We start from the raw sequence: 19,789 nt of genomic DNA on the forward strand, positions 1-19,789 counted from the left end.
TTTGTGAGACAGTGCTCACGGAACGTACGATGAAAGTTCGATATTGAGAGTATTAATCTTGTTCGGACTGGAGAATCGGTCGTGATTCCTTGCCGAGTCTCCCCATTACCTTTTAAAAGAGAGACGTAATAATTATTCGAAATAAATAAAATGTTATTTTAAGTTAATTCATTGTATAATAATTACTTATAAATGTAATTGATGTCATTTTAAAGGGGTAATGATTTTGAGAATATGTGTAGCATTCTTTTTTTCAATACTCATCTGTTTTGTATCAGGGTGTTCATCCCAACCGATGCAGCCGGCTGAGAAATCAAAGTCCACTATTCGAGAAGTTGAACTAGCGAAGGACCAGCATGCAAAAATCATCACGTTGTACCCAGCCTATATCGACTACATCAAAAAAGTTCAGAAAAAGATGAAGGATACAAACGTGACAGACGAGGATTTACAGCAAATCTTCGATAAAACCGTCCGTCGGGAACTGGATCGCATTCAGAAAGACCAGGATATCTATTTTGACTTTAAGGGGTTCAATGACGTGACTAACGCCACTTCCTATGTGAACGATTTAAAACGATTGACGAAGCGTCTGATGGATGAAGAGAAAGAAAATATGAAATCTGTTCATGAGGCACTCCGTAAATCAGCTGACCAAATTCCTGGTAAAGATAAAATCATCCTGATGTTACCATTATCGGAAGAGTATCGATATGCCGCAAAGGCGACGAGCGGGTTGATGGGTTTTGCGATGAGCGATGGTAGCATGGTGATTATGTTAGGTGAAGAGTATACGCCCGAAATTCTGAAGTACGCCGTCGCACATGAGTATAATCATTCCGTAGTGAACGAACATCCTGAAATCAGGCAACCAAGTTCCATCGACTATCTCATATTCGAAGGTAAAGCGGAGGTGTTTGCGCAAGAACTTTATCCAGAAGCTCCCCCTATAGAAACGGAGAAGATGGCCTCCAGCGATAAAAAGAAGATACTCGAACAGGTCAAGAACAACTCCTTAAGCTATGAAGAACTTAGCACTGGAAGTGAAGCGAAGGAGATTCCTCGATTGACGATTTACAGCCTAGGAACGGAGTTAATGTCAGATTTTCGACAAAAAAAATCTGAGCAGACGTTACAAGAGTTCTCATTAACACCGCTTTCAGATGTCATTCATAAAGGAAAGTTTAAATCGGTTCTTGAGTAAAAATGAAAAGGTGTATTTCTAAAAAACTGACTTTTGCAGAGGATAGTAAAAACTTTGATCTAAAAGGTCAAAACTCCAAAAGCAATCGAAGATATAATGGGGGATGTGAAGAGAGTACGGTCAGATAAAGTTGTGATGAAATGGTTGCGTGACGATCTACTGAATATATAAGAACGTTTTCTCTCTTGCATATGTTCTAGAGGGGGAACGTTTTTTTTAGACAGTCATATCTTTTTAAAAGGATAGACATTCGACATCCTGTTTGAACTATACGATTTTATGCGAATATCCCTAAAAAATTCAAGACAGATAGTACAAACAAAATTAAAAGAACTGTCATTAAAATAAAGGCTAACACTTTACCTACACCTCTATTACTAAAGATAGCAGCTAATAATGCAAGGACCAGACCACCAATGAGGATGGCGTCGCCCCAAAACCCGTTGATCGGGAATGTAAAAAGTACCAAGAAAGTAAGAATCATTAATCCGATAGAAATCCAGCCGAGTTTTGCTCTCAAGAAAATACCTCCTTTTATTTCTATAAATTCCATTATTAGTATACAAAAAAGAGTGATGTTAAAACAATTAAAAGTGTATGTTTTACTTCTAGACGTCTGTCTTCCTATCTATTGTATTAGAAATTTATTGATGCTAATTTAAAATAAATTACTGCCTATAGCCAGTCCAAATTTTTGTACAGAAAAGAAAATTTTTTGAACAAACACCGTAAAAAAATTCTTTTTCAGTTACTTAACGCGTCAGATTTCATTATTCCCTTATGCATCTTTTTATAATGACAAGAGTTTTTGGTAAAAATCATTAAAATAAACTTACTTTTTAATACAAATAGAAGGTCGTATGGTAGAGTGATGGTGGTCGAGTATTAGCTACGAACAAAGGAGATTTGAAGATGTTATCTTGGCTCGGTATACATAAGATAGAGAAACAAAGACGTCAATTTTTTGGGAATATTGAAAAGCGAACTACAACCTTAGTTTTACTGACATCTTTGTTGGTTTCATATGGAATCAAGATGTTGTTTACGTATTTAATTCCATTCGCATATTCGAAGGATCCCATCGTTGCTATTTTGCCAGGAATAATAGGAGTATTGGTTGCCGTAATATACGTATTAGTTCTAGAGAGACGACTTCAAGAGAAACACAGTGAAAACATTAAGCAAAGCTGACGAATAAATAATATAAATTGATAGATTCATGCTTGGAGGTACTTATCATGTTTACAGTCGAAAACTATATTGATTCAATTGAGGTCCATCTTGAAAAGCAGTCAGGTTTAGTGGTGGACCAACTTCAGAAAATCTTTTCTTATCCGTTCTCAAAGGACATCGAAGTACTGGACTTCACAGCATTCATTGAACCGACTAGATTTGAACTTTCGGTCATCATGTTCTCAATGGATAAAGAAGCAAATGAAGTATTTAACGAAGGAAGCGATTCAACTGTTTTTGCTGGGAGCGAAGATGTATTACAAGAAGTCGAATATCATCAAATGAACGACAGTCAACTCGATACTTTTTTTGATTTTCATGAGCAAAATGAAGAAATATTAATTTCAAAAGAACAAAACCTTTTTGCACAGTGGTTCAAAAGATGTTGGGAAAAAGCTGGTGGAGCGTCACTAGATCTTCCATCGTACTTTACTTTGCACGATAGTGATGACTCTCTTGATTTAAAAAACAATTGTTGGGTGGATGCTGAAGAAAAATGGTCTTGAATCACTAAGAATGTCTATATAGGCATTCTTTTTTGTAGATTAAAATCAATCAAGCGAGATGTTTTAGAGTTGCTTAAATAAAGGGGACGTAGAGTGGAATGAATAAAACCTTAATTGGCTCGTTCCTATTCGGAAATATTTTTCTCTCCGCATGTAGCGAACATAGCGAATTTCAGAATAAGCCAATCCATGAAAAAATTGATCTAAACGTTGCTGTTGTAGGACGTTTTCCGACAGTCACGACTGAACCGAAAGTCAAGAAGATATCACTGACTGATTTAAAAGGTGATCTACAAAAGTTTGATGCGGTATTCATAGACAAGCAGCACTTACAAGCAGCATCTGAAAAAGAGTATGCGACTGTCTACAAAAAATCTAGAGTTCCTTTTTTCTTCATCGGGAGTAAAAAATCGTATGCGCCTTTCGTTGATCCAGAGATATCATATAAGGATGAAATCGAGACCGGGAGCAATAGCTATGTCACAGGAGTTTATTATGCAAAGGAAAAAGTGGAGAAGAGTTGGGAATATGGCATACATAACCCGAAACCGGACCAACAAGAAAAAGAAAACATTTTTGAAGAAATCTATAAGACGATCCTTACAGTAGATCACCCTGCTTCAGACGGAACAAGCAGTTCGTAGTAAGAGGTTAATTGTAAAAAGAATGAACGTAAGAGGTAATTGGAGATATGGGTATATCATTCTTTAGTTGTGTTAGGAGGAGCGTTACATATGTCAAAGTATGCATTGAATGACTATGCTTTTCAAGGGGAGCTAAAGAAGGTCCGAAAAGCGATCAGAAGCGGAGCAGATATCGATATGCTGGATGAGGAAGGATACAGTCCGCTACACTGGGCGATTCAAGAAGGATATCTGGATATTGTCCGGCTTTTGATTGAGAGCGGCGCAGATCTTGAAAAACTGAATCGGGAAGGGTTCTCACCCTTACATATCGCGCTACTTGATAATCAAACGGAGATTGCGATTGAAATCATTCAGCAAGGAGTATCATTCGAGATCGATACGGATGGATATAATGCGTTGCACGTGGTTGCGAGTAAAACTGGCAATTCAAAAATTCTTGAGGCGCTCGCTCGCGAAACACAATACATCAATCGATTTGATGGGGGTGGAGATGGATACGCGCCACTCCACTATGCTGCACAAGAAAATAAAGTGAAGTGTATCAACGTATTACTTCAAGCCGGGGCGGATGTGAATTTGCGCACAGTACATGGATTCACCCCATTACACACTGCGGCGGGAGAAGGAAATGCCAAAGCCGTTAAAGCACTGATTGAGGGACAGGCGGAAGTGGAAGCTGAAAACCCGCTTGATAGTCACGCGACGCCGCTGATGTTAGCAGTTAGTTATAATCACGCTAAGGTCGTTCATGAATTACTACAACACGGAGCAGATCCGAAGCATCAGGATGCCAATGGAAAAACGGCCATTGATTATGCGAAAAAATATAAAAATAAAAAAATCCTAAAATTCTTCGATGGAATGCGTTAATGGATAAATTGTCGCCCTCTTCTTTTTGAGTCTAAAAGGAAAGGGTTTTTATATGGAGTACTTCTTTCATATCAAAACTTCTTAACAAAGTAATATAAGAAACAATAAATAAAAATTCCTAAAAATGTATTATGAAATATATAATATATAGTAGAGGTTATTTTTTGGAAAGGATATTTCCTTCATGTCATGAAATGAGGATATAAAATGAATTACATCGAACATTTAGAAGCTCATTGCGGTGAAATTACAGGTCATCTCGAGATGGAAGAATTACAAGAGCAGGCGATTCAATTGGTTCAGTTTCAAAATGCACCGTTTACGAATGCGAGGATGGTGACATCACTCGGACTATTGCGCTACCCGTTGCAATTTGAGAACGGTGCCGTCGTCCATCAAGAAGTGATGCTCTCCTTCATGCAACAAGAGGCGGAGTCGGACATGATTGAATTACTCCATCGCTTGACGCTGGAAGCATTAAAGACTGGACACGCTTATGATTTAGGCGAGTACTTACCGATGCCGAATGGCTTGTTATCGAAGTATGGTTTCGCTGCCCTATACGTGACGACACCGTTCTACTTTGAAGAATCATTTCAAGTCTATAAAGGGAATTCGGCATTCGGGGAACCGGGGACGGTGTTACCAGTCTGGTTCGTACCGATCTTTGCTTCAGAAGTCGCATACATCGAACAATACGGTGTCGATGAATTTAATGAGTTGTTATATGAAACTGAGATGCAATTGCTTAATTTAAAGCGTCATCCGCTCTTTGGAGACGAAGAAGCAATCGAAGCATTGAACGCTAAGAGACAGCTCTTCGTTCTCGAGTGTGAGATTACGGATGCGTTTTTTGAAGATGACATTCAACGATCGCTAGTACTAGACGGACCAATGAATAAGGCATATGAGATAAATCTTGATTCGGAAGCACGAGGTAATGCGGTCGAAACTCAAGCTTTCCTATTTGATTTTCTAAATCATCAAAATCGTTTTCCGATCTACGCGACCTTTTTTGCTTTTAAAGGGGAGGAAAAAGACAATAAAGCGTTCTTCACGCAGCATCAAATGTCGTTCGTTTCACATGTCTTGTCTAAGCAAAAACAAACGGACGGATGGTTACGCAGAAAACGAACATCGACAAGGGAGAGTCATTACTTCACGGTCAAGATTGAAGATACTAAGATGCTTGAACTAATTCTTAAACACGCTTATGGAGTCGGAATGATGAACGAACTGTTCATGTTTTCGTATTCTGATCGTTTGTCGATTCAACGAGAGGTCGAAACGACGTTCCGAAAAACACGTGTCTTAGAAGATCGATTTGTTTATCCGGAAGAGACGACCGTCGTGATTGTCGGCGATGGTACAATGCTTTATCTGCTCTCGAACGAAGAACAATTCGCGTATGATCTTCGGACGGACTGGGCAAAACGACTACGACAACAGTTACCAAGCGATACGGTGATTCGTCAGCTAAACGGAGAATGGTTCGCGGATCTATAGGACGGGAGGAAAGTCATGCAACTCATCAAACCAATTAACGGTCAAAATCATTTTTGGCTGTTCGAGAAGGATGGACGGATACTCTACACGTATCACGGAATCATAGGAGAACGGTTAGAAGAACCAATGAGCGAGCAGAAGTTCTCGCGCTTTTTTAATCTGGATGCTTACATTGGGGAGCTCGTAGCAGAGAAAGAAAAAGACGGATATTCTGTCGTTCAAGAAGCAGATTACCACGAAATTGTCGTCGAGATATTTTGTCAGGATACAGAGTATGACGTCATTTTTGAGCATCGTTCGAACATTGAAGAAGATCTCAACGGATTTCTTATTGAAATCGGCAACGGGTATTTCTTTGAAGATGATTATGGCCCAGAAGTGATCGAATTCGTCCTTCATATCGTTGAACCGTCTTATGTCGTTGAACCCGTCATTGAATATTAAAAAAACAGTATGGTGTGACACGGCTTCGGATAGGGCAGGCAAAAGTTCATTATGGCAGGCGTTTGACCGGACTTTATCCCGCAGAAAAGAACTTTAATCGGAAAAATTAAAGACAAAAATGTATAAGAAGGAGTCATTTAGATGACAGTTCAAGTCGGCTTACCAGGCGTTACGGAAGAGAGACTACAAGAAGTAGAGGCAGTACTCGGCTTCGAGCTTCCGAAAGAACTACGAAACTGGTACAAGCGCGAAAACAAGTTCAATGTCGGTGAATGGGAGTTTCATCCGATCAAGGACGAGCAGTATATCAAGCGAACATGGGACGATCTTGTTCGTGTCAATTTGACAGATGCAAAAGAGTATCCAGAAGGGTTCTTGCGGATTGCGGCGGACGGAACAGGTGACGAACTCGGATATCAGTTACCGGACACAGAGACGATCGTCTTGTGGGACCACGATGAACAAGAGTTGTTTCCAGTAGCAGCGACATTGAATGCGTTCGTTGAAAAGGAACAACAAATGGAACAGAGTGCGGAACAAGCAGAAGACTTCTTACAGACGGTTGTTGAGACGGGTGCTGTCTATGGATTATCGAAGTTGGAACAGACGGGCTGGGCGTACTGTCCGTCGAATCAAGAGGAAACGGACGTCCTATTATTCTTTTCGACGGAAGCGGCGGCAAAAGCACTGCAAACGAAGGAATGGGCGGACTATCATCTGATTCGCTTAGACCTGGATTTGTACATGAATGGCTGGTTACCGAACATGATTAACGACGAAATGTATTGTGGCTTGAACTGGGGACCGGAGCTCGTCGGACTTGAACTGGATCCAGAAGATGTCCTAGCAGATCTGGAGGGTTAACATGATTCAGACACTCAGTAAACAGGTGGGTGGCATTACGTACTTTTGGTACTTGTATCGTGATGGTCGAACAATCCAGATCTATCACGGTGTCACCGAGCAATGGAAGTTGGATCAAGATGTCAGCGATGAGAAGAAAGAACAGTACTCGACGAGGCGTCAAGCGAAACGACGGATGGAGGAACTGATTGCCGAGAAACAAGCGGAAGGATACAAGCAGGATGATATTTACGGGATGCAACCTGGACGAAAGGAACGCGAGAAGTTTCGACGACGGACGTTCTGGTTCGCCTATATCCTTATGGGACTTGGTCTGTTTCAGTTCGTGACACCGTTCTCTGTCTTACCAATTGTAGTGTTTGGAATGGGTATTCCTTTGATGCTTTTAGCTTTTCTCGGTAAAGGTTATCTTCCTACATGGCTTCGAATCGTCTGCTTCGTTAGTTACTTTTTCATGCACGTGATTCATCAGCAGGAATCGTACATCCCGTATCTTTTCCCGGTTCTTTCGATAGGCACGGGAATACTATTATGGTTTCATCTTCGAAAAACGAGACAACAAATGAAAGTGGAGCAATGACATCTTTAAAAGGAGATGAAACATGTCGCTTCTAGATAAGTTATTACAAGACCTTATCGTTTCTGATCTACCACGTCTTCACACCGCTCTTCTTGCGAAAGATCGCGGTTTGCGTAAAGTGTGGTTGGTACATATGGATAGATTCAATGAAGAAGCGAATACATGGAACTTCGGACGTTTGTGAATTGGTTGCTATCTACCTGTGAGAGAGAGATAGACGCTTCAGTCCTCTTGATTCATCCGCTAAAAGAATGACTTCTGAAACCGATCTTGAATCAGTGGATCCGAGTTGGATGAAGAGAAAAAATAAGCGACTATCCGTTCCGGTATGATGGAAATCTGTAAGAAGGGTGATGCACCATGAAAAAGCTAGGGACGTTTACAAGTCACAAAGGGAATCTGATCGTCTCGGATCCAGCTTTCCTTGAGCCGGATGTAGAATACAACGTGACGATTCCGGTTAAACAAGGTTCGATTTGGACGATCTTCTATGACGAAGATGAGTTCGAATCAATCAATTTGCTTTACCTAACAGTGAATAAAGAAACGGAGATGGCTCCACCGGATTTTGAGCCGCTATCCGATCTAGTCGTCGTCGATTCAGCGCAGCTCGTCGTCATGAACACAGCGGATTACGGGAGACGGGAAGCCATCGATTGGGAGATTCGAAATACGCTGGAGTTCGACGAAGAAATCGACCCGTTCTATATCGCAATTTCAGACGAAATGATGGAAGACGAGATTTTCCTGTTTCCGTTCGGTGTCGCCGTTCAGTTAATGGGGGACGGGCACTATGAAGTCCTCGTCCGACGAGAAGACGAGAACGTGACAGGGATTGCGATCGTCCTCGGAGAACATGAGGCTTTTAAAGAAAACGATGACGAGGAAGAAATATCGCTGGAAGACGTCGAAGTTCCACGACTGAATCATCAGAACACTGCTTTGCCAGATGATGTTTTTCTTACGAATATCCTTCAGGCGATGCGACTATTTTATGTGAACGATCAAAAATCCTTGAAATACAGTATTCCAATCGAAGATGAGAAGGTGGAGCACAAGCTGTATTCGTATGATTATTCATCCTCCATCCAAAACTATCAAGTGTCCGTGGAGAGTCCTTGTCCAGAAGCTCGCATCCAATCATTCGAGACCAATCATTTTGTGATTCCGGAGTGGTATAAAGGTATTTTGAGAGTCTGTAACGGTGTGAGTTTTTCCGAAGAATTGAACTTAAACGGTATTCCGTTGACGAGTTGGAACGGGTTATCGCATGAGATCCAAGGCAATCTCTCGGATAGTCTCGATGAATACGCGTTAACCGAGTTCGATGCAATCCGCGACAAGTATTTCTTTTTTGGTTCGTCGTTTAAACAGGACGAATACTATGCGGTGTTGAAAGAGCGTCCGGACGAAGCCGTCTATTGCTTCGACTATAGAACGTTGAAACTCAAACCGAAGGCAACGACTTTCCAAGATATCTTCCGTGATGCGTGGCGCGCGTGTAATCTGAAAGCACTCCATAAAAGAATGTGAGGATAATCTCATGAAAATAATCTATTACCGTGAAGACTTGCTCGCACTCGAAGACCCTTTTGAATATGAGGTGGGATTACCGATTCGCATCAGAGAACTGCCGACTTCCGTCATCGAAGAAGAGATTCCGGATAGCCGGGAACAATTAGATCGTCTTCTAAAAGAGGGCTATACATTGGTCATTCAAAAACCGCGAATTCCGAATCCTCCTGTATTCGCGGGGTTACATGTGATAGCAAAGAATACGATTATGAAATTGTATATCTACCAGGCAAATCATTGTGAGGATGCGTTATGGGAGGTTCTGTCCGAGAATGAATACGATCGGCACTGGGCATCCTTTTTATTGAAAAAAATCGAAGATGTCAGATTCGAATTGCCTTACACGCAACCATCACAACACTCACTCAGACTCACTCATCTTGGTACGAATCAACTCGTGTATCTACAGTTTGAAACGTATCAAAGCGTATCGTGTCAGTGGGGTTGATAAAAACTAAAATATGAAAGGGCGAATAAATCAAAAAAGCTAATTGAGACAGACGATCCTTCAAGACAAATGTATTAGGATATATCTAAAATAATTATGTGAACGCTTAGTAATTAAGGAGAAAGAAATGAATTAAATGTAATTTTTTGATTTAGCGATAATTTAATTGAATTGGTAATTTAATTATGTAATTATATAAAAATAGGAAAAATATAATATATTTATGTATATAAAAGTAAAAAGAAGTAGAGAAAGAGGCGTTAAGGAAGAAGATGAAAAATCGATTTTTAGAGAGTGTTTTTGTAGCAATATTTATTATGGTTTTCTTTTTAATTTTCAAAGGGGTACCGGGAACGGCTGATATTTGGGTCGAATATGGAATTAAGTCTATAGGAATCGCTTTTCTTTTATTTATCATAGAAGGTTCTTTTTTTAAAAAGTCACCTCGTAAATATCCATCAAATGAATGATGAACGATAATCATAGTTTATGTCCTATATTGCTATATCAGGTGATAAGCAACGTTTTCTCACTACATTTAGTGAAATAACGTTGCTTATTTTTATTGTTGAAGTAATTTTTGATAGGTGTAGCCTTCTAAGAGATCGTCTTCCGTTGCAAATGACCATTCTTTAATCGAAGCATTCGGATGGGATGAAATGTAATGATCGATGATGTCTCGACCGAGATTATAGTTACTCCAGCGGGGAAGCTTTTTTTCAGTATTACCATCTATCATATCTTCATAAGAGGCTTCACCGCTGTGTATCAATTGTGCAACATGCTTTTTCGTTGAAGTGTCCATTGGAATAGCCCATGGTGGCTTCATACCTTTAAGGATACGCTCAGCAAAGGCATCCGCCTTTCCTTCAACGATGGCGGAATCGAGTACGTTATTCATTTGATATTCAGGTCGATCCTGAAGAATCAAGTGATGATATTCATGGGCAATCGTATACGCTAAGACATTCTCATCAAAGTCAGAGTCTAGATATAAGATAAACGTATCTTTATAAGCCGCTGCCGCTACGCCTCCCATCGATTCAGTCATTCGGATGTACTCCGAATTGAGAGGTGCAATGAAGATCGTGCTTTTTTTCTTCGGGAGAACGTCATGAGCAATAGTGTAGTTTTTGGTAATGATTTTTTTGATGTCATCTTGACGTTTGAATAAGGCGTCGATTCGATCGAGTAGCGCTTCGGGATAAGCCGTTGATTGCAACATGAAGTACTCTTTTAAAGAGGTTGGATCAAACTGCTCTTGTTTTCCAACGCGATCGATCTCATGAAGTACGTATTTCGCATAATTTTTTTTACTACATTCAGAATCGAATGCTTCAAGCGAGGCATTTAAGTATTTTTGATAAGAGACATATAGTGGAACGATGTTCAGTTCACTGTCTTGGTCGATCTTTACGGTCTCTGCTCGGGCTTGATCATTTGACGGTTCTTCCTTACATGCGGATAGAATCAATAAAGGGATACAGATAATGGGTACGATTAAGCGTTTCAACTTACGATCATCCTTTCGATCATGTACTAAAATCAACATGTTACTGTGGTAGTGTACTTATGATATTTTTATGAAACTCAGACTGATTGTAGATCGTAAATGGATAAATAACACGACATCTATTCATACAAAAGAAAGGAGTGCATGATCTTGAACGAATCCATCGTTTATTTTGTGATCCTAGTCCCCATGGTAGTGTTTGCGATCGTTTTATCCAGAGGAAAGGGCGGCTCATTGCTTGCAGGATATAATACGATGTCAGATAGTAAAAAGGAAACATATGACGAAGTCGCTTTATGTAAATTCATGGGGAAGATGATGTATGGGATTAGTTTTAGCCTATTACTAATTGCATTTAGTGAGATATCTGGGTATTCATTTTTATTTATAGTAGGCTTCGTTCTACTCTTGTTTTTTATCATCTTTGCAGGCGTCTATGCGAATACGAAGGATCGATTTAAAAAAGGGATGTAACTCCGTTCATATCAGCAAGCCTTTAGTCATTTAAATCATAATGTAATTTAGAAAAAGACCGACTAATCTTAAAATCAAAGTCAACCAACGTTTGTACATCATCATTTTTTCTGCGATAAAGTTCTTTCATGAATTGTAAGAAGATGTAGCGACATGTGTATAAATCGTCTCCTATGTCTTCTCGCATCGCTGCGTAATCAATCTCCTCACCTAGCGAATCATACACGATCGTCTCGAACTCCAGATTCGTATGCCACATGAAATCTAAAAACCCCTGTAGGACTGCTTTTGTATATGTCTCTAGTGAAAAGGTAGCCAAGAGTTGATTTTGATAATGAAATTCTACTAGTTTTTTTCGATAGAAAAATCGAAGGATGGAATGGTTAGAAATTTCTTCGTTTTCATATGGAAGTGTCCAATCGAATTTTTCGATGTGATGTAAATCGTTTGTGGATATGCTTTTTATCAATGCATGCCAAAACAGGTATAGCTCACTCACTGATGTGTTAAAAGGGAGAGGTGCCCCCTCTATACAAAAGACGACTTTTCCGGCAGGATATCCGCCAGCTCGACCAAAAGCGTAATTAAAGACAGTGTTGTCGATGAGATCGGTCATCTCTACGAATCCTGGATAGGTTTGATACATATCGAGCTCTTCTTTTTCAGGCGGAATTTCAAGATAGCTTTTAATTTCAAGATCCATAAAAACGTCCTTTCTGTTATCTCAGTGTGGTAGAAGATTTTTACAAGATTGCTTTCGTCGCTCACTAGGGTGTACTAAGCTTCTTCAATATTGTAGGCAAAAATATGTAGGGGCGGGTCCTTAGTCTCAATCGTTTCGACCAGTGTCCAACCTAATTTTTTATAATATGCAGAAGCATTATCTGTTTTTAGGTAGATTGTTTGGATTTGTCGTGACTTCGCGTAAATGATTAATTGATCGATGAGTTGTTGTCCGATGCCTTGACTTCGATAGGCATTTTCGACAACTAAAGAAGCGATCCAAGGCGAATAGGCGGGGCGTTCTTTCAAGTCATGTTCAAACAGGGAGACGGTTCCTACACATGTTAAATCGTTTAAAGCCACGAATGTCACAGGGTACGATTCATTTGGGTGATTTTCTAAAAATGTTTTCACTTCTTCGAAGGTTGTCGTCCCTTGTTTCTTTTGAATGAATTCGACATGAATCATGTTAGCGACAACTTCTAGATATTCAGGACGCTTAAAAAGCGTATCAATGATCATGGTTTTATTTCCCTTCTACAGTGAGTTAACTATTATCGGACATGTGCGTTAAAAATATATCGATTTCTGTCAGTCAAAACATACATGTAGTAACACTATCATTCATAAGAAAATAAGGAGAACTGGAATGAACTTAAAACAATACTTACAAAACAATTATGGAAGTGTGAATTTATTTGACCGATCCTTCGTCAAGAAAGATTTAGTATTGCACGTAGACTTAGTGAGAGATCTTTATCAGTTAAAGGAAAATTCAGATGAAATCAATATTGATTACTTCCATCAAGTGTATAAAAAGTCGATTGAACTGTTTGATGATATCTTCCAAGAGGAGGATCAACTTTATTTAGTCACTCACGTGAGAAGTGAACAGGGATATTATCAAAAGACAGCGACAAAAGTGCTTCGTCAGTTGAAGCGTAAAGAAGATAAATACAGAGTAAAGTATGTAGAGAAAGTGATGGATGAAGAAGAGCAAGTGGTCGAATATGCCGTTTTATTACCGAACAAAAAAGCATTAGAATACAAGCGTTTAATCAAAGCGATTTGCAATCAGGATTTCCCAACGCTACAACCAAGATTTCATCAAACCTATACATATTATCCGGAAGTCTTTTTCGTGAACGTAGATCGAAAGATCATCATGAATCTTTATGATGATCGCGGTTGTTTCCTTCTATTTGGCGATACAAAAACGTATAACATGTTTATGAATACATATCGTAATGATATTAGTTAATCGTAAACCGTATCTTCATCGCTTCACGAAATACTTAAGCTAGTGCTAAGAAGCCAATCACTGAAAAAATGAAAAAGATCAATAAAGAGGTGAGTAGCGTTAACGCGAGAATTTTACCTGTGTTTTTTAGACTTAGAATGACTGTCACTAAGGCGAGTGTTATACCCGCTACCATATAATTAGTTCCCCAAAAACCATTGAAAGGCAAGAACTTGAACGATATAAAAGTAAAGACGACGATTCCTATCGAGATCCATCCTAGATGTTTCCGCATAAACTACCTCCTCTTAAAATTTATATATATAGACATAATTTGGTTCTTTTTAAGTATAACATTACAAATGTTGGTGGATAAAGAGTTTTGCAGTAGTCGCTTCCATATAGCCTGCTTAAAAGGCTTATCATACAAAGAGGTGACGATTGATTGATCGTCGGAAGTCAGCTCGTCAAGGGACTTACGAACAAGCAGGATACAATGGAATAGTCATCGATCAATAAAGAATCCCTCACTCGATTCAGAATGAGGGATTGCGTCGTTTCATCATTAAATCGTCAATTCGATCACATTACCTTCCGGATCCGCAATCGTACTTTCATAATAGCCATCTCCCGTCGTCCGTGGACCATCAAGATGCGTTATACCTGCGTCCCGTAACCGAGCCGTCCAGTCATCGACTGCTTGTTTACTTCCAAGTGAAAAGGCGAAGTGGGCATAACCGAGTGTACTGAATGCTTTTTCTGTAATGTCCGTCCGTTTCATCAACTCAAGACGCGCACCACTCGAGAATGTCAGGAAATACGATGTAAAGCCTTTCGTCGGATTATGGTAGCGCTCACCTGTCCTCGCATCAAAATGCGTTTCATAGAACTGACGCATTCCTTCCAGATCTGCCACCCAGAGAGCGATATGTTCAATCTTCATTTTTACTCATCCTTTCTTCATTAAGAGGCTTTGGCTAATCGTTGTTTGAATAACATCCGGTTCAAGCCTTCCGTTGCAATCAGCATCAAGAAAATCAGTCCAATCGCGAACCAATGGAACAGCGACAGTGAATATGTCGTCGCGAGCCAACCGAACAGTGGGGGCATGAACGTACTGCCGGTATAGGCGAATGCCATCTGCACGCCCATCAGACGTTGCGCCGCGGCCTCCCCGAACCGAACCGGTGTCTCATGAAGCATTGCCGGATAAATCGGTGCGAGACCGAGCCCGACAAGGACGAAGCCGAGCGGCATCCAGGCAGAGGGTGCGAGGATGAAGCAAGCAGCACCAACTAAGGCGGTCCATTGACCGACACGAATTAAGCGACGATTCGACCAACGGAGAGAGAGAAAACCACTAATGAAGCGACCCGCGGTGATACTGCCATAATAGACGGAGATCCAAGTTGCGGCCGACGTCACCGAAAACGACCGGACTTGGACGAGATAACTGCTCCCCCACAGACCGACGACCGCTTCAGCACCGCAATAAAAGCAAAATGCAGCGAGGGCAGCCATCAGTCCGCGTGGCTTGCCGGACGATGTATGAGTAGTATGGATTTGTTCAGAAACGTGTTTCGGAGCGCGTTTCCAGAGCGGTAAACTGACGATCAAGATGATCATCAAGACCAGTTGTAGCGCACCGACGATGAGGTACCCAGAGCGCCATCCGGAATCGAGCAACACACCAGCCATGATGAGCGGACCAGCCGTCGCACCGATGCCCCAGAAGCAATGGAGCCAGTTCATATGATGGGCTTGATAGTGGGTAGCGACGAAATGATTCAGTGCCGCGTCGACGACACCGGCACCCAGTCCAAGCGGAATTGCAAGGACGAAGAGCCAAATCAAGGACGGGGCTACGAAAAAGCCGAGCAATGCAACTGCTGTTAGTCCAGCGGAAGCTGCCGTGATGGGTCCTGTCGAATAACGCTCAATCAAGCGACCGCTAAATAGACTTGAGACGATCGTTCCGGCAGCAATCGTCATGAAGAGCCAACCTGCCATATCAAGTGGTGCACCGAGATCGAGCCGCATCACAGGCCACGCTGTGCCGAGCAAGGCGTCCGGCAGTCCGAGACTGATGAAAGCTAGATAAATCAGAGGTAACAATAAACGAGTCATCGGGATAGTCCTCCTAACGGAATCTGTTCAATGAACGACTGAATGCCGAGTTGCATCAGACCGTCCAGATAATCGGTTTCCCAGTCGCTTTCGCGCAACTGTGGTAACTTGTCGAGCGGAAATCGCTTGGCGCATTGGTCCGTCAAATGTGTCAATACGTCATTTGTGACGTCTGATGCCGCAAATAAGATGACGTCCGGATTTAAGGTGACGGTAAAGGAGAGAATGATCCGGCTTAATGCTTCGTACCACTCGTCAGTATGTGGTGAAGTATTTGCGAGGACTTGACCGACGTTCCGCTGCTCGTCAAACGGAATGAACGAGATTTCTCCAGCGAAGTGATGTGCGCCACGGACGATGCGCCCGGATACGGCGACACCGGCGCCCGGACCGTTCGTTCCGAGGTAAACGTAAACAGTCGTCTCGCTTTCCTGAGACGGAGCGATGACAGCCGCGTTCATGTCATTTTCGACGACGACCGGTCGAGCGAACCGGTCAGTCAGTTCTTGCTGTAAGCGGCGACCGTCTACCGTCGGATAATCCGGGGCAAACAGAATCAATCCCGTAGCATCAACGGCACCCGCTACACCAATCGCAAGTGTTTGAACGCGCGGGTGATTGTCTAGTAACGTTGTCAGCGTTTTCAATAAAGTCGAAAAATGATCCGACGAATCAATCGATAAGCGATCCGCCGTAATCAGGTTGCCACCGACGTCGTCGATCCTATACTTGAGATACGTCCGTTCGATGAATAGGGCGAGTCCATGAAAGCGATCCGTACGGTACCGGTATCGTTTTGCTGGACGTCCTCCACGAATCAACTCAAGCGGCGTCTCTTCGATTTCCTGAGCGGTGAGCAACTGATCGATCTGTTTACTCGTTGTCGGAAAACTGACGCCTAATATTTGTTGAATGGCAGGAATCGTATCCAGACGCTCAACTAAAAAAGCGTGACGAGTCCGTGAAATGAGATCAGTCAAAAGGAAATCCTCCTATCCGAATTACTTATTAAATTATTTTAATAAGTGTCGTTTTGAGTATATCAGATTAGGTGGAGAAGGCAAGTTTAAAAAGGAGGTGTAGGAGTAGAATAATTAAGAAAATAACGTTTCATTTTTCATGCGTCTGGTTAATAGTATAAATAGATAAAAAATTTTAGTCATATATCTTTAATTCATACTATTCCGATTTGTAATATCTTGGATGGCTTGTAACGGGAGGTAGATGGCGAGAGGAGTTAATAACCATGACCACCCCACTATCAATTGATCTAGGGTCCCAAGATATTTTAGCTGCGATGCGCGATAACGTTGCAATGATCCGCTTTGATCGTCAACGCCGCGTTGTCGACGTCAATGGGTTGTTTGCGAAGACAATGAAATATAAACGAGAAGAAATGATTGGAATGCAACATCATCTCTTCTGTACGACAGAGTTTGCGATGAGTGACAGTTATCAAGCATTTTGGCATAAGCTATTCAGTGGATTCAGTGCGGCAGATAAAATTGAGCGAATTGATGCTCATGGTCAGTCGATTTGGCTTGAGGCAACGTACATGCCAATTTACGATGGAACAGAAGTGACGGGCGTCTTGAAGATTGCTTCTGATATCACGGACCGTCAGCAAATAATTCAACAGTTCGCGACATCGTTTGATGTGATTGCTAGTGATTTGAATTTGCGTTCGACGAAAGGTGAGCGGGAGAGTGTTGCATTACGTCAAACGATTGAGCAGATGGCAGAGACGACCCGTGATAATCATCAGACGATTGAACGCCTGCAACGCCAGGCGCAAGATATCGCGCAAGTGACCGAGACAATCAAAACGATTGCGTCACAGACGAATCTCTTGTCACTCAATGCATCGATCGAGGCAGCGCGAGCTGGTGAACACGGAAAAGGATTCAACGTCGTGGCAACAGAGGTTCGGAACCTGTCGAAACTTGTTGAACAAGCCGTCGTCGATGTCCGACAGACGACGCAGCGAATGAATGATGAATTGCAGCGGATTGCCCGCGCAATGACACACGCAACTGTCGATGCAAAGGAGAGTGTTACCGTCGTCGCAGAAACAGTCGAACGGTTCCATGACGTCCAGAGTGCGGCATCGACGTTGACCAAGACGGCACGTGATTTTACAAAAGCGATATAAGCTAGTAAACGATAGGCGGCATTCCGGTAAAACGGGGTGTCGTATTTTTTTAGAAGACTATTCGGATGTTGGAATAATATGTTAATATACAACAAAACGAAAGGGAGCGATTTTTGAATGACTATCCGCACAGCCCGTCCTGATGATTTTCAGGCATTGATTCCACTATTTCAACAAATCCACGATCAGCATGTTGCCTTACGCCCTGACCACTACCGTCCGCATGAGATGCCGGTACCGGAAGACTTATTCTTGTCCCAACTCGAGAACCCGGCTTATACCTTACTCGTCGCCGAGCATGACGGACTTGCTGGTGTGATCGTCTTAAAAGAAGACATCGTCGAAGGAAGTGGCTTCGTCTTCGATAAACATTACTTACACGTTATCAGTTTAGTTGTTTCAGATACGCATCAAAAACAAGGTGTCGGAAAACGATTGATGCAAGCGGCTTACGCACATGCTGAAACGATCGGGTGCGACCGGATTGAGCTCGGCGTCGATGATGCTAATCTAGAGGCAATCGCTTTTTACGAAGCGCTTGGGATGGATGTCCGCTCAAGACGAATGGAATGGAAAGTGACGTCAAGCAGGGAAACGACGATGTGACGTCAAACAACAGATACTAGAAAGGGGAGATGTCATGTTCGCTTTACACGTTTCAGAGAAAATTTCATTACGCTTGATTGAGCGGCATCATGCAGAGGAATTATTCGCACTCGTCGATGCCAACCGTGAACATCTGCGCGAGTGGCTCGGTTGGGTCGACGGCGCGACAGATGCGACTACATATCGGGAAACGATCATTCCTGCCTGGTTAGAAGAGTTTGCAAACGGTAACGGTTTTACGTGCGGCATCTATTTAGAAAATGAACTCGTCGGAACGCTTTCCTTACACGAGATCAATCGAAGTCTCGAAATGACATCAATCGGCTATTATTTAGCGGGGAACGGTCTTAGAAAAGGCATCATGACTGACGTCGTCCGATACGTGACGAACTATTGCTTCGAAACACTCAACTTGAACCGGGTCGTCATCGAGTGTGCGACGCAGAACATGCGGAGTAGACGGATTCCAGAGCGGCTTGGTTTTACGGAAGAGGGTGTCTTACGGGACACTGAGAAATTGTACGGTGTCTATCATGATGTCGCCGTCTATGCGATGTTACGTCGGGACTGGTCAGCAAAAACGCAGGAGGTGACGACATGCGCATCGAGCAAATGAATCAAGCGACGTATGACGCTTATCTACCGGTCGCAATCGAGGAATATGCGGCAGAAAAATGTCGTGCGGGTACGTGGGCGGAAAACGAGGCGCCTGAGAAGGCGACGCAAGAATTCGCGACGTTATTACCAGATGGTCTGAAAACGAAGGATCATTATTTGTTTACGTTTCGTGATGAGACAGGTCATGATATCGGGATGGTTTGGATTCATGTGACGGAGGAGTCACGCGGACGTGCTGCCTTCATCTTCGACGTCAAAATTTCGTCAGATAAGCAGAATCAAGGCTATGGCAAGGAAGCACTTCGATTACTAGAAGTGATGGTAAAACGGATGAACGTCAAGAAAATTTCGTTACATGTCTTCGCGCATAACGAACGGGCGATTCATGTCTATGACTCGCTTGGGTATGAGAAGACAGATTACTATATGTCGAAGTCGTTGACGGATTAATAGTGAAAA

26 protein-coding genes are annotated in these 19,789 nt (G+C 42.1%); 18 read left to right on the forward strand and 8 right to left on the reverse strand.

The features are described from left to right. Positions 1–295: 295 nt before the first annotated feature. Entirely contained in the window at positions 296–1,204 is a 909-nt protein-coding gene (locus tag ADM98_RS09545; protein WP_053453288.1) for a DUF2268 domain-containing protein, read from the forward strand. Between the two features lie 277 nt (positions 1,205–1,481). Here the strand turns inward: ADM98_RS09545 and ADM98_RS09550 are convergent, their stop codons facing one another. Next, positions 1,482–1,724 (reverse strand): hypothetical protein, encoded by a 243-nt coding sequence (locus tag ADM98_RS09550; protein ID WP_053453289.1) that lies wholly within the window; start codon positions 1,722–1,724, stop codon positions 1,482–1,484. Positions 1,725–2,442: 718 nt separating this feature from the next. On the opposite strand from ADM98_RS09550, the gene ADM98_RS09560 reads away from it, so the two are divergent. From ADM98_RS09560 to ADM98_RS09605, 11 genes are all read left to right on the forward strand, one after another. Further along, the gene (locus ADM98_RS09560) at positions 2,443–2,943 is read left to right on the forward strand and encodes a hypothetical protein (protein WP_053453291.1); all 501 of its coding nucleotides are present in this window, start codon (positions 2,443–2,445) and stop codon (positions 2,941–2,943) included. A gap of 98 nt (positions 2,944–3,041) precedes the next feature. Further along, entirely contained in the window at positions 3,042–3,587 is a 546-nt protein-coding gene (locus ADM98_RS09565) for a hypothetical protein (RefSeq protein ID WP_053453292.1), read from the forward strand. Positions 3,588–3,677: 90 nt separating this feature from the next. Next, complete coding sequence (locus ADM98_RS09570) at positions 3,678–4,460, forward strand: ankyrin repeat domain-containing protein (protein WP_053453293.1); 783 nt, start codon at positions 3,678–3,680, stop codon at positions 4,458–4,460. A gap of 207 nt (positions 4,461–4,667) precedes the next feature. Next, positions 4,668–5,966, forward strand: a complete 1,299-nt coding sequence (locus tag ADM98_RS09575) for a suppressor of fused domain protein (RefSeq protein WP_053453294.1) — start codon at positions 4,668–4,670, stop codon at positions 5,964–5,966. A 15-nt stretch (positions 5,967–5,981) separates the two neighbouring features. Continuing rightward, the gene (locus ADM98_RS09580) at positions 5,982–6,410 is read left to right on the forward strand and encodes a hypothetical protein (protein WP_053453295.1); all 429 of its coding nucleotides are present in this window, start codon (positions 5,982–5,984) and stop codon (positions 6,408–6,410) included. A 141-nt stretch (positions 6,411–6,551) separates the two neighbouring features. After that, a complete protein-coding gene (locus tag ADM98_RS17155; RefSeq protein WP_082318531.1) occupies positions 6,552–7,274 on the forward strand; it encodes a DUF2750 domain-containing protein in 723 nt (240 codons plus the stop codon). Between the two features lies 1 nt (position 7,275). Further along, positions 7,276–7,854 (forward strand): hypothetical protein, encoded by a 579-nt coding sequence (locus tag ADM98_RS09590; protein WP_053453296.1) that lies wholly within the window; start codon positions 7,276–7,278, stop codon positions 7,852–7,854. Between the two features lie 22 nt (positions 7,855–7,876). After that, the gene (locus ADM98_RS17355; RefSeq protein WP_160315932.1) at positions 7,877–8,038 is read left to right on the forward strand and encodes a hypothetical protein; all 162 of its coding nucleotides are present in this window, start codon (positions 7,877–7,879) and stop codon (positions 8,036–8,038) included. Between the two features lie 176 nt (positions 8,039–8,214). Beyond that, positions 8,215–9,387 carry an SMI1/KNR4 family protein gene (locus tag ADM98_RS09595; protein WP_053453297.1) on the forward strand — a complete coding sequence of 391 codons (1,173 nt, stop codon included), beginning with the start codon at positions 8,215–8,217 and terminating at the stop codon, positions 9,385–9,387. Positions 9,388–9,397: 10 nt separating this feature from the next. Beyond that, positions 9,398–9,877 (forward strand): hypothetical protein, encoded by a 480-nt coding sequence (locus tag ADM98_RS09600; protein WP_053453298.1) that lies wholly within the window; start codon positions 9,398–9,400, stop codon positions 9,875–9,877. A gap of 272 nt (positions 9,878–10,149) precedes the next feature. Continuing rightward, a complete protein-coding gene (locus ADM98_RS09605) occupies positions 10,150–10,347 on the forward strand; it encodes a hypothetical protein (protein ID WP_053453299.1) in 198 nt (65 codons plus the stop codon). 92 nt (positions 10,348–10,439) lie between these two features. Here the strand turns inward: ADM98_RS09605 and ADM98_RS09610 are convergent, their stop codons facing one another. Next, positions 10,440–11,390, reverse strand: coding sequence for a DUF2268 domain-containing protein (locus tag ADM98_RS09610; RefSeq protein WP_053453300.1), 951 nt, complete (start codon positions 11,388–11,390; stop codon positions 10,440–10,442). A 150-nt stretch (positions 11,391–11,540) separates the two neighbouring features. On the opposite strand from ADM98_RS09610, the gene ADM98_RS09615 reads away from it, so the two are divergent. After that, positions 11,541–11,864, forward strand: coding sequence for a DUF3784 domain-containing protein (locus ADM98_RS09615; protein ID WP_235504868.1), 324 nt, complete (start codon positions 11,541–11,543; stop codon positions 11,862–11,864). A gap of 22 nt (positions 11,865–11,886) precedes the next feature. Here ADM98_RS09615 and ADM98_RS09620 read toward each other — a convergent pair whose 3' ends face one another. Beyond that, a complete protein-coding gene (locus ADM98_RS09620; protein WP_053453302.1) occupies positions 11,887–12,567 on the reverse strand; it encodes a hypothetical protein in 681 nt (226 codons plus the stop codon). A gap of 74 nt (positions 12,568–12,641) precedes the next feature. Then, on the reverse strand, positions 12,642–13,109 hold the full coding sequence (locus ADM98_RS09625; protein ID WP_053453303.1) for a GNAT family N-acetyltransferase: 468 nt from the start codon (positions 13,107–13,109) through the stop codon (positions 12,642–12,644). Positions 13,110–13,236: 127 nt separating this feature from the next. On the opposite strand from ADM98_RS09625, the gene ADM98_RS09630 reads away from it, so the two are divergent. Continuing rightward, a complete protein-coding gene (locus ADM98_RS09630) occupies positions 13,237–13,848 on the forward strand; it encodes a DUF3885 domain-containing protein (protein WP_053453304.1) in 612 nt (203 codons plus the stop codon). Between the two features lie 34 nt (positions 13,849–13,882). On the opposite strand, the gene ADM98_RS09635 is transcribed toward ADM98_RS09630, so the two are convergent. The 4 genes from ADM98_RS09635 to ADM98_RS09650 form a co-directional block, all read right to left on the reverse strand. Then, positions 13,883–14,122 (reverse strand): hypothetical protein, encoded by a 240-nt coding sequence (locus ADM98_RS09635; protein WP_053453305.1) that lies wholly within the window; start codon positions 14,120–14,122, stop codon positions 13,883–13,885. Between the two features lie 270 nt (positions 14,123–14,392). Continuing rightward, positions 14,393–14,770 (reverse strand): VOC family protein, encoded by a 378-nt coding sequence (locus ADM98_RS09640; protein WP_053453306.1) that lies wholly within the window; start codon positions 14,768–14,770, stop codon positions 14,393–14,395. A 20-nt stretch (positions 14,771–14,790) separates the two neighbouring features. Then, positions 14,791–15,954, reverse strand: a complete 1,164-nt coding sequence (locus ADM98_RS09645; RefSeq protein ID WP_053453307.1) for an MFS transporter — start codon at positions 15,952–15,954, stop codon at positions 14,791–14,793. Beyond that, a complete protein-coding gene (locus tag ADM98_RS09650) occupies positions 15,951–16,934 on the reverse strand; it encodes an ROK family protein (RefSeq protein ID WP_053453308.1) in 984 nt (327 codons plus the stop codon). Before ADM98_RS09650 ends, ADM98_RS09645 begins: the two co-directional genes overlap by 4 nt. A gap of 266 nt (positions 16,935–17,200) precedes the next feature. Between ADM98_RS09650 and ADM98_RS17685 the strand changes: the two genes are divergently transcribed. From ADM98_RS17685 to ADM98_RS09670, 4 genes are all read left to right on the forward strand, one after another. Beyond that, positions 17,201–18,106 (forward strand): methyl-accepting chemotaxis protein, encoded by a 906-nt coding sequence (locus ADM98_RS17685; protein ID WP_053453309.1) that lies wholly within the window; start codon positions 17,201–17,203, stop codon positions 18,104–18,106. Between the two features lie 117 nt (positions 18,107–18,223). Then, a complete protein-coding gene (locus ADM98_RS09660) occupies positions 18,224–18,712 on the forward strand; it encodes a GNAT family N-acetyltransferase (protein ID WP_053453310.1) in 489 nt (162 codons plus the stop codon). A gap of 34 nt (positions 18,713–18,746) precedes the next feature. After that, complete coding sequence (locus ADM98_RS09665) at positions 18,747–19,328, forward strand: GNAT family N-acetyltransferase (RefSeq protein ID WP_053453311.1); 582 nt, start codon at positions 18,747–18,749, stop codon at positions 19,326–19,328. Continuing rightward, positions 19,310–19,780, forward strand: coding sequence for a GNAT family N-acetyltransferase (locus ADM98_RS09670; protein ID WP_053453312.1), 471 nt, complete (start codon positions 19,310–19,312; stop codon positions 19,778–19,780). Before ADM98_RS09665 ends, ADM98_RS09670 begins: the two co-directional genes overlap by 19 nt. The last annotated feature ends 9 nt before the right edge of the window (positions 19,781–19,789 follow it).

The organism is Exiguobacterium sp. BMC-KP (assembly GCF_001275385.1).
Taxonomy (GTDB): domain Bacteria; phylum Bacillota; class Bacilli; order Exiguobacteriales; family Exiguobacteriaceae; genus Exiguobacterium_A.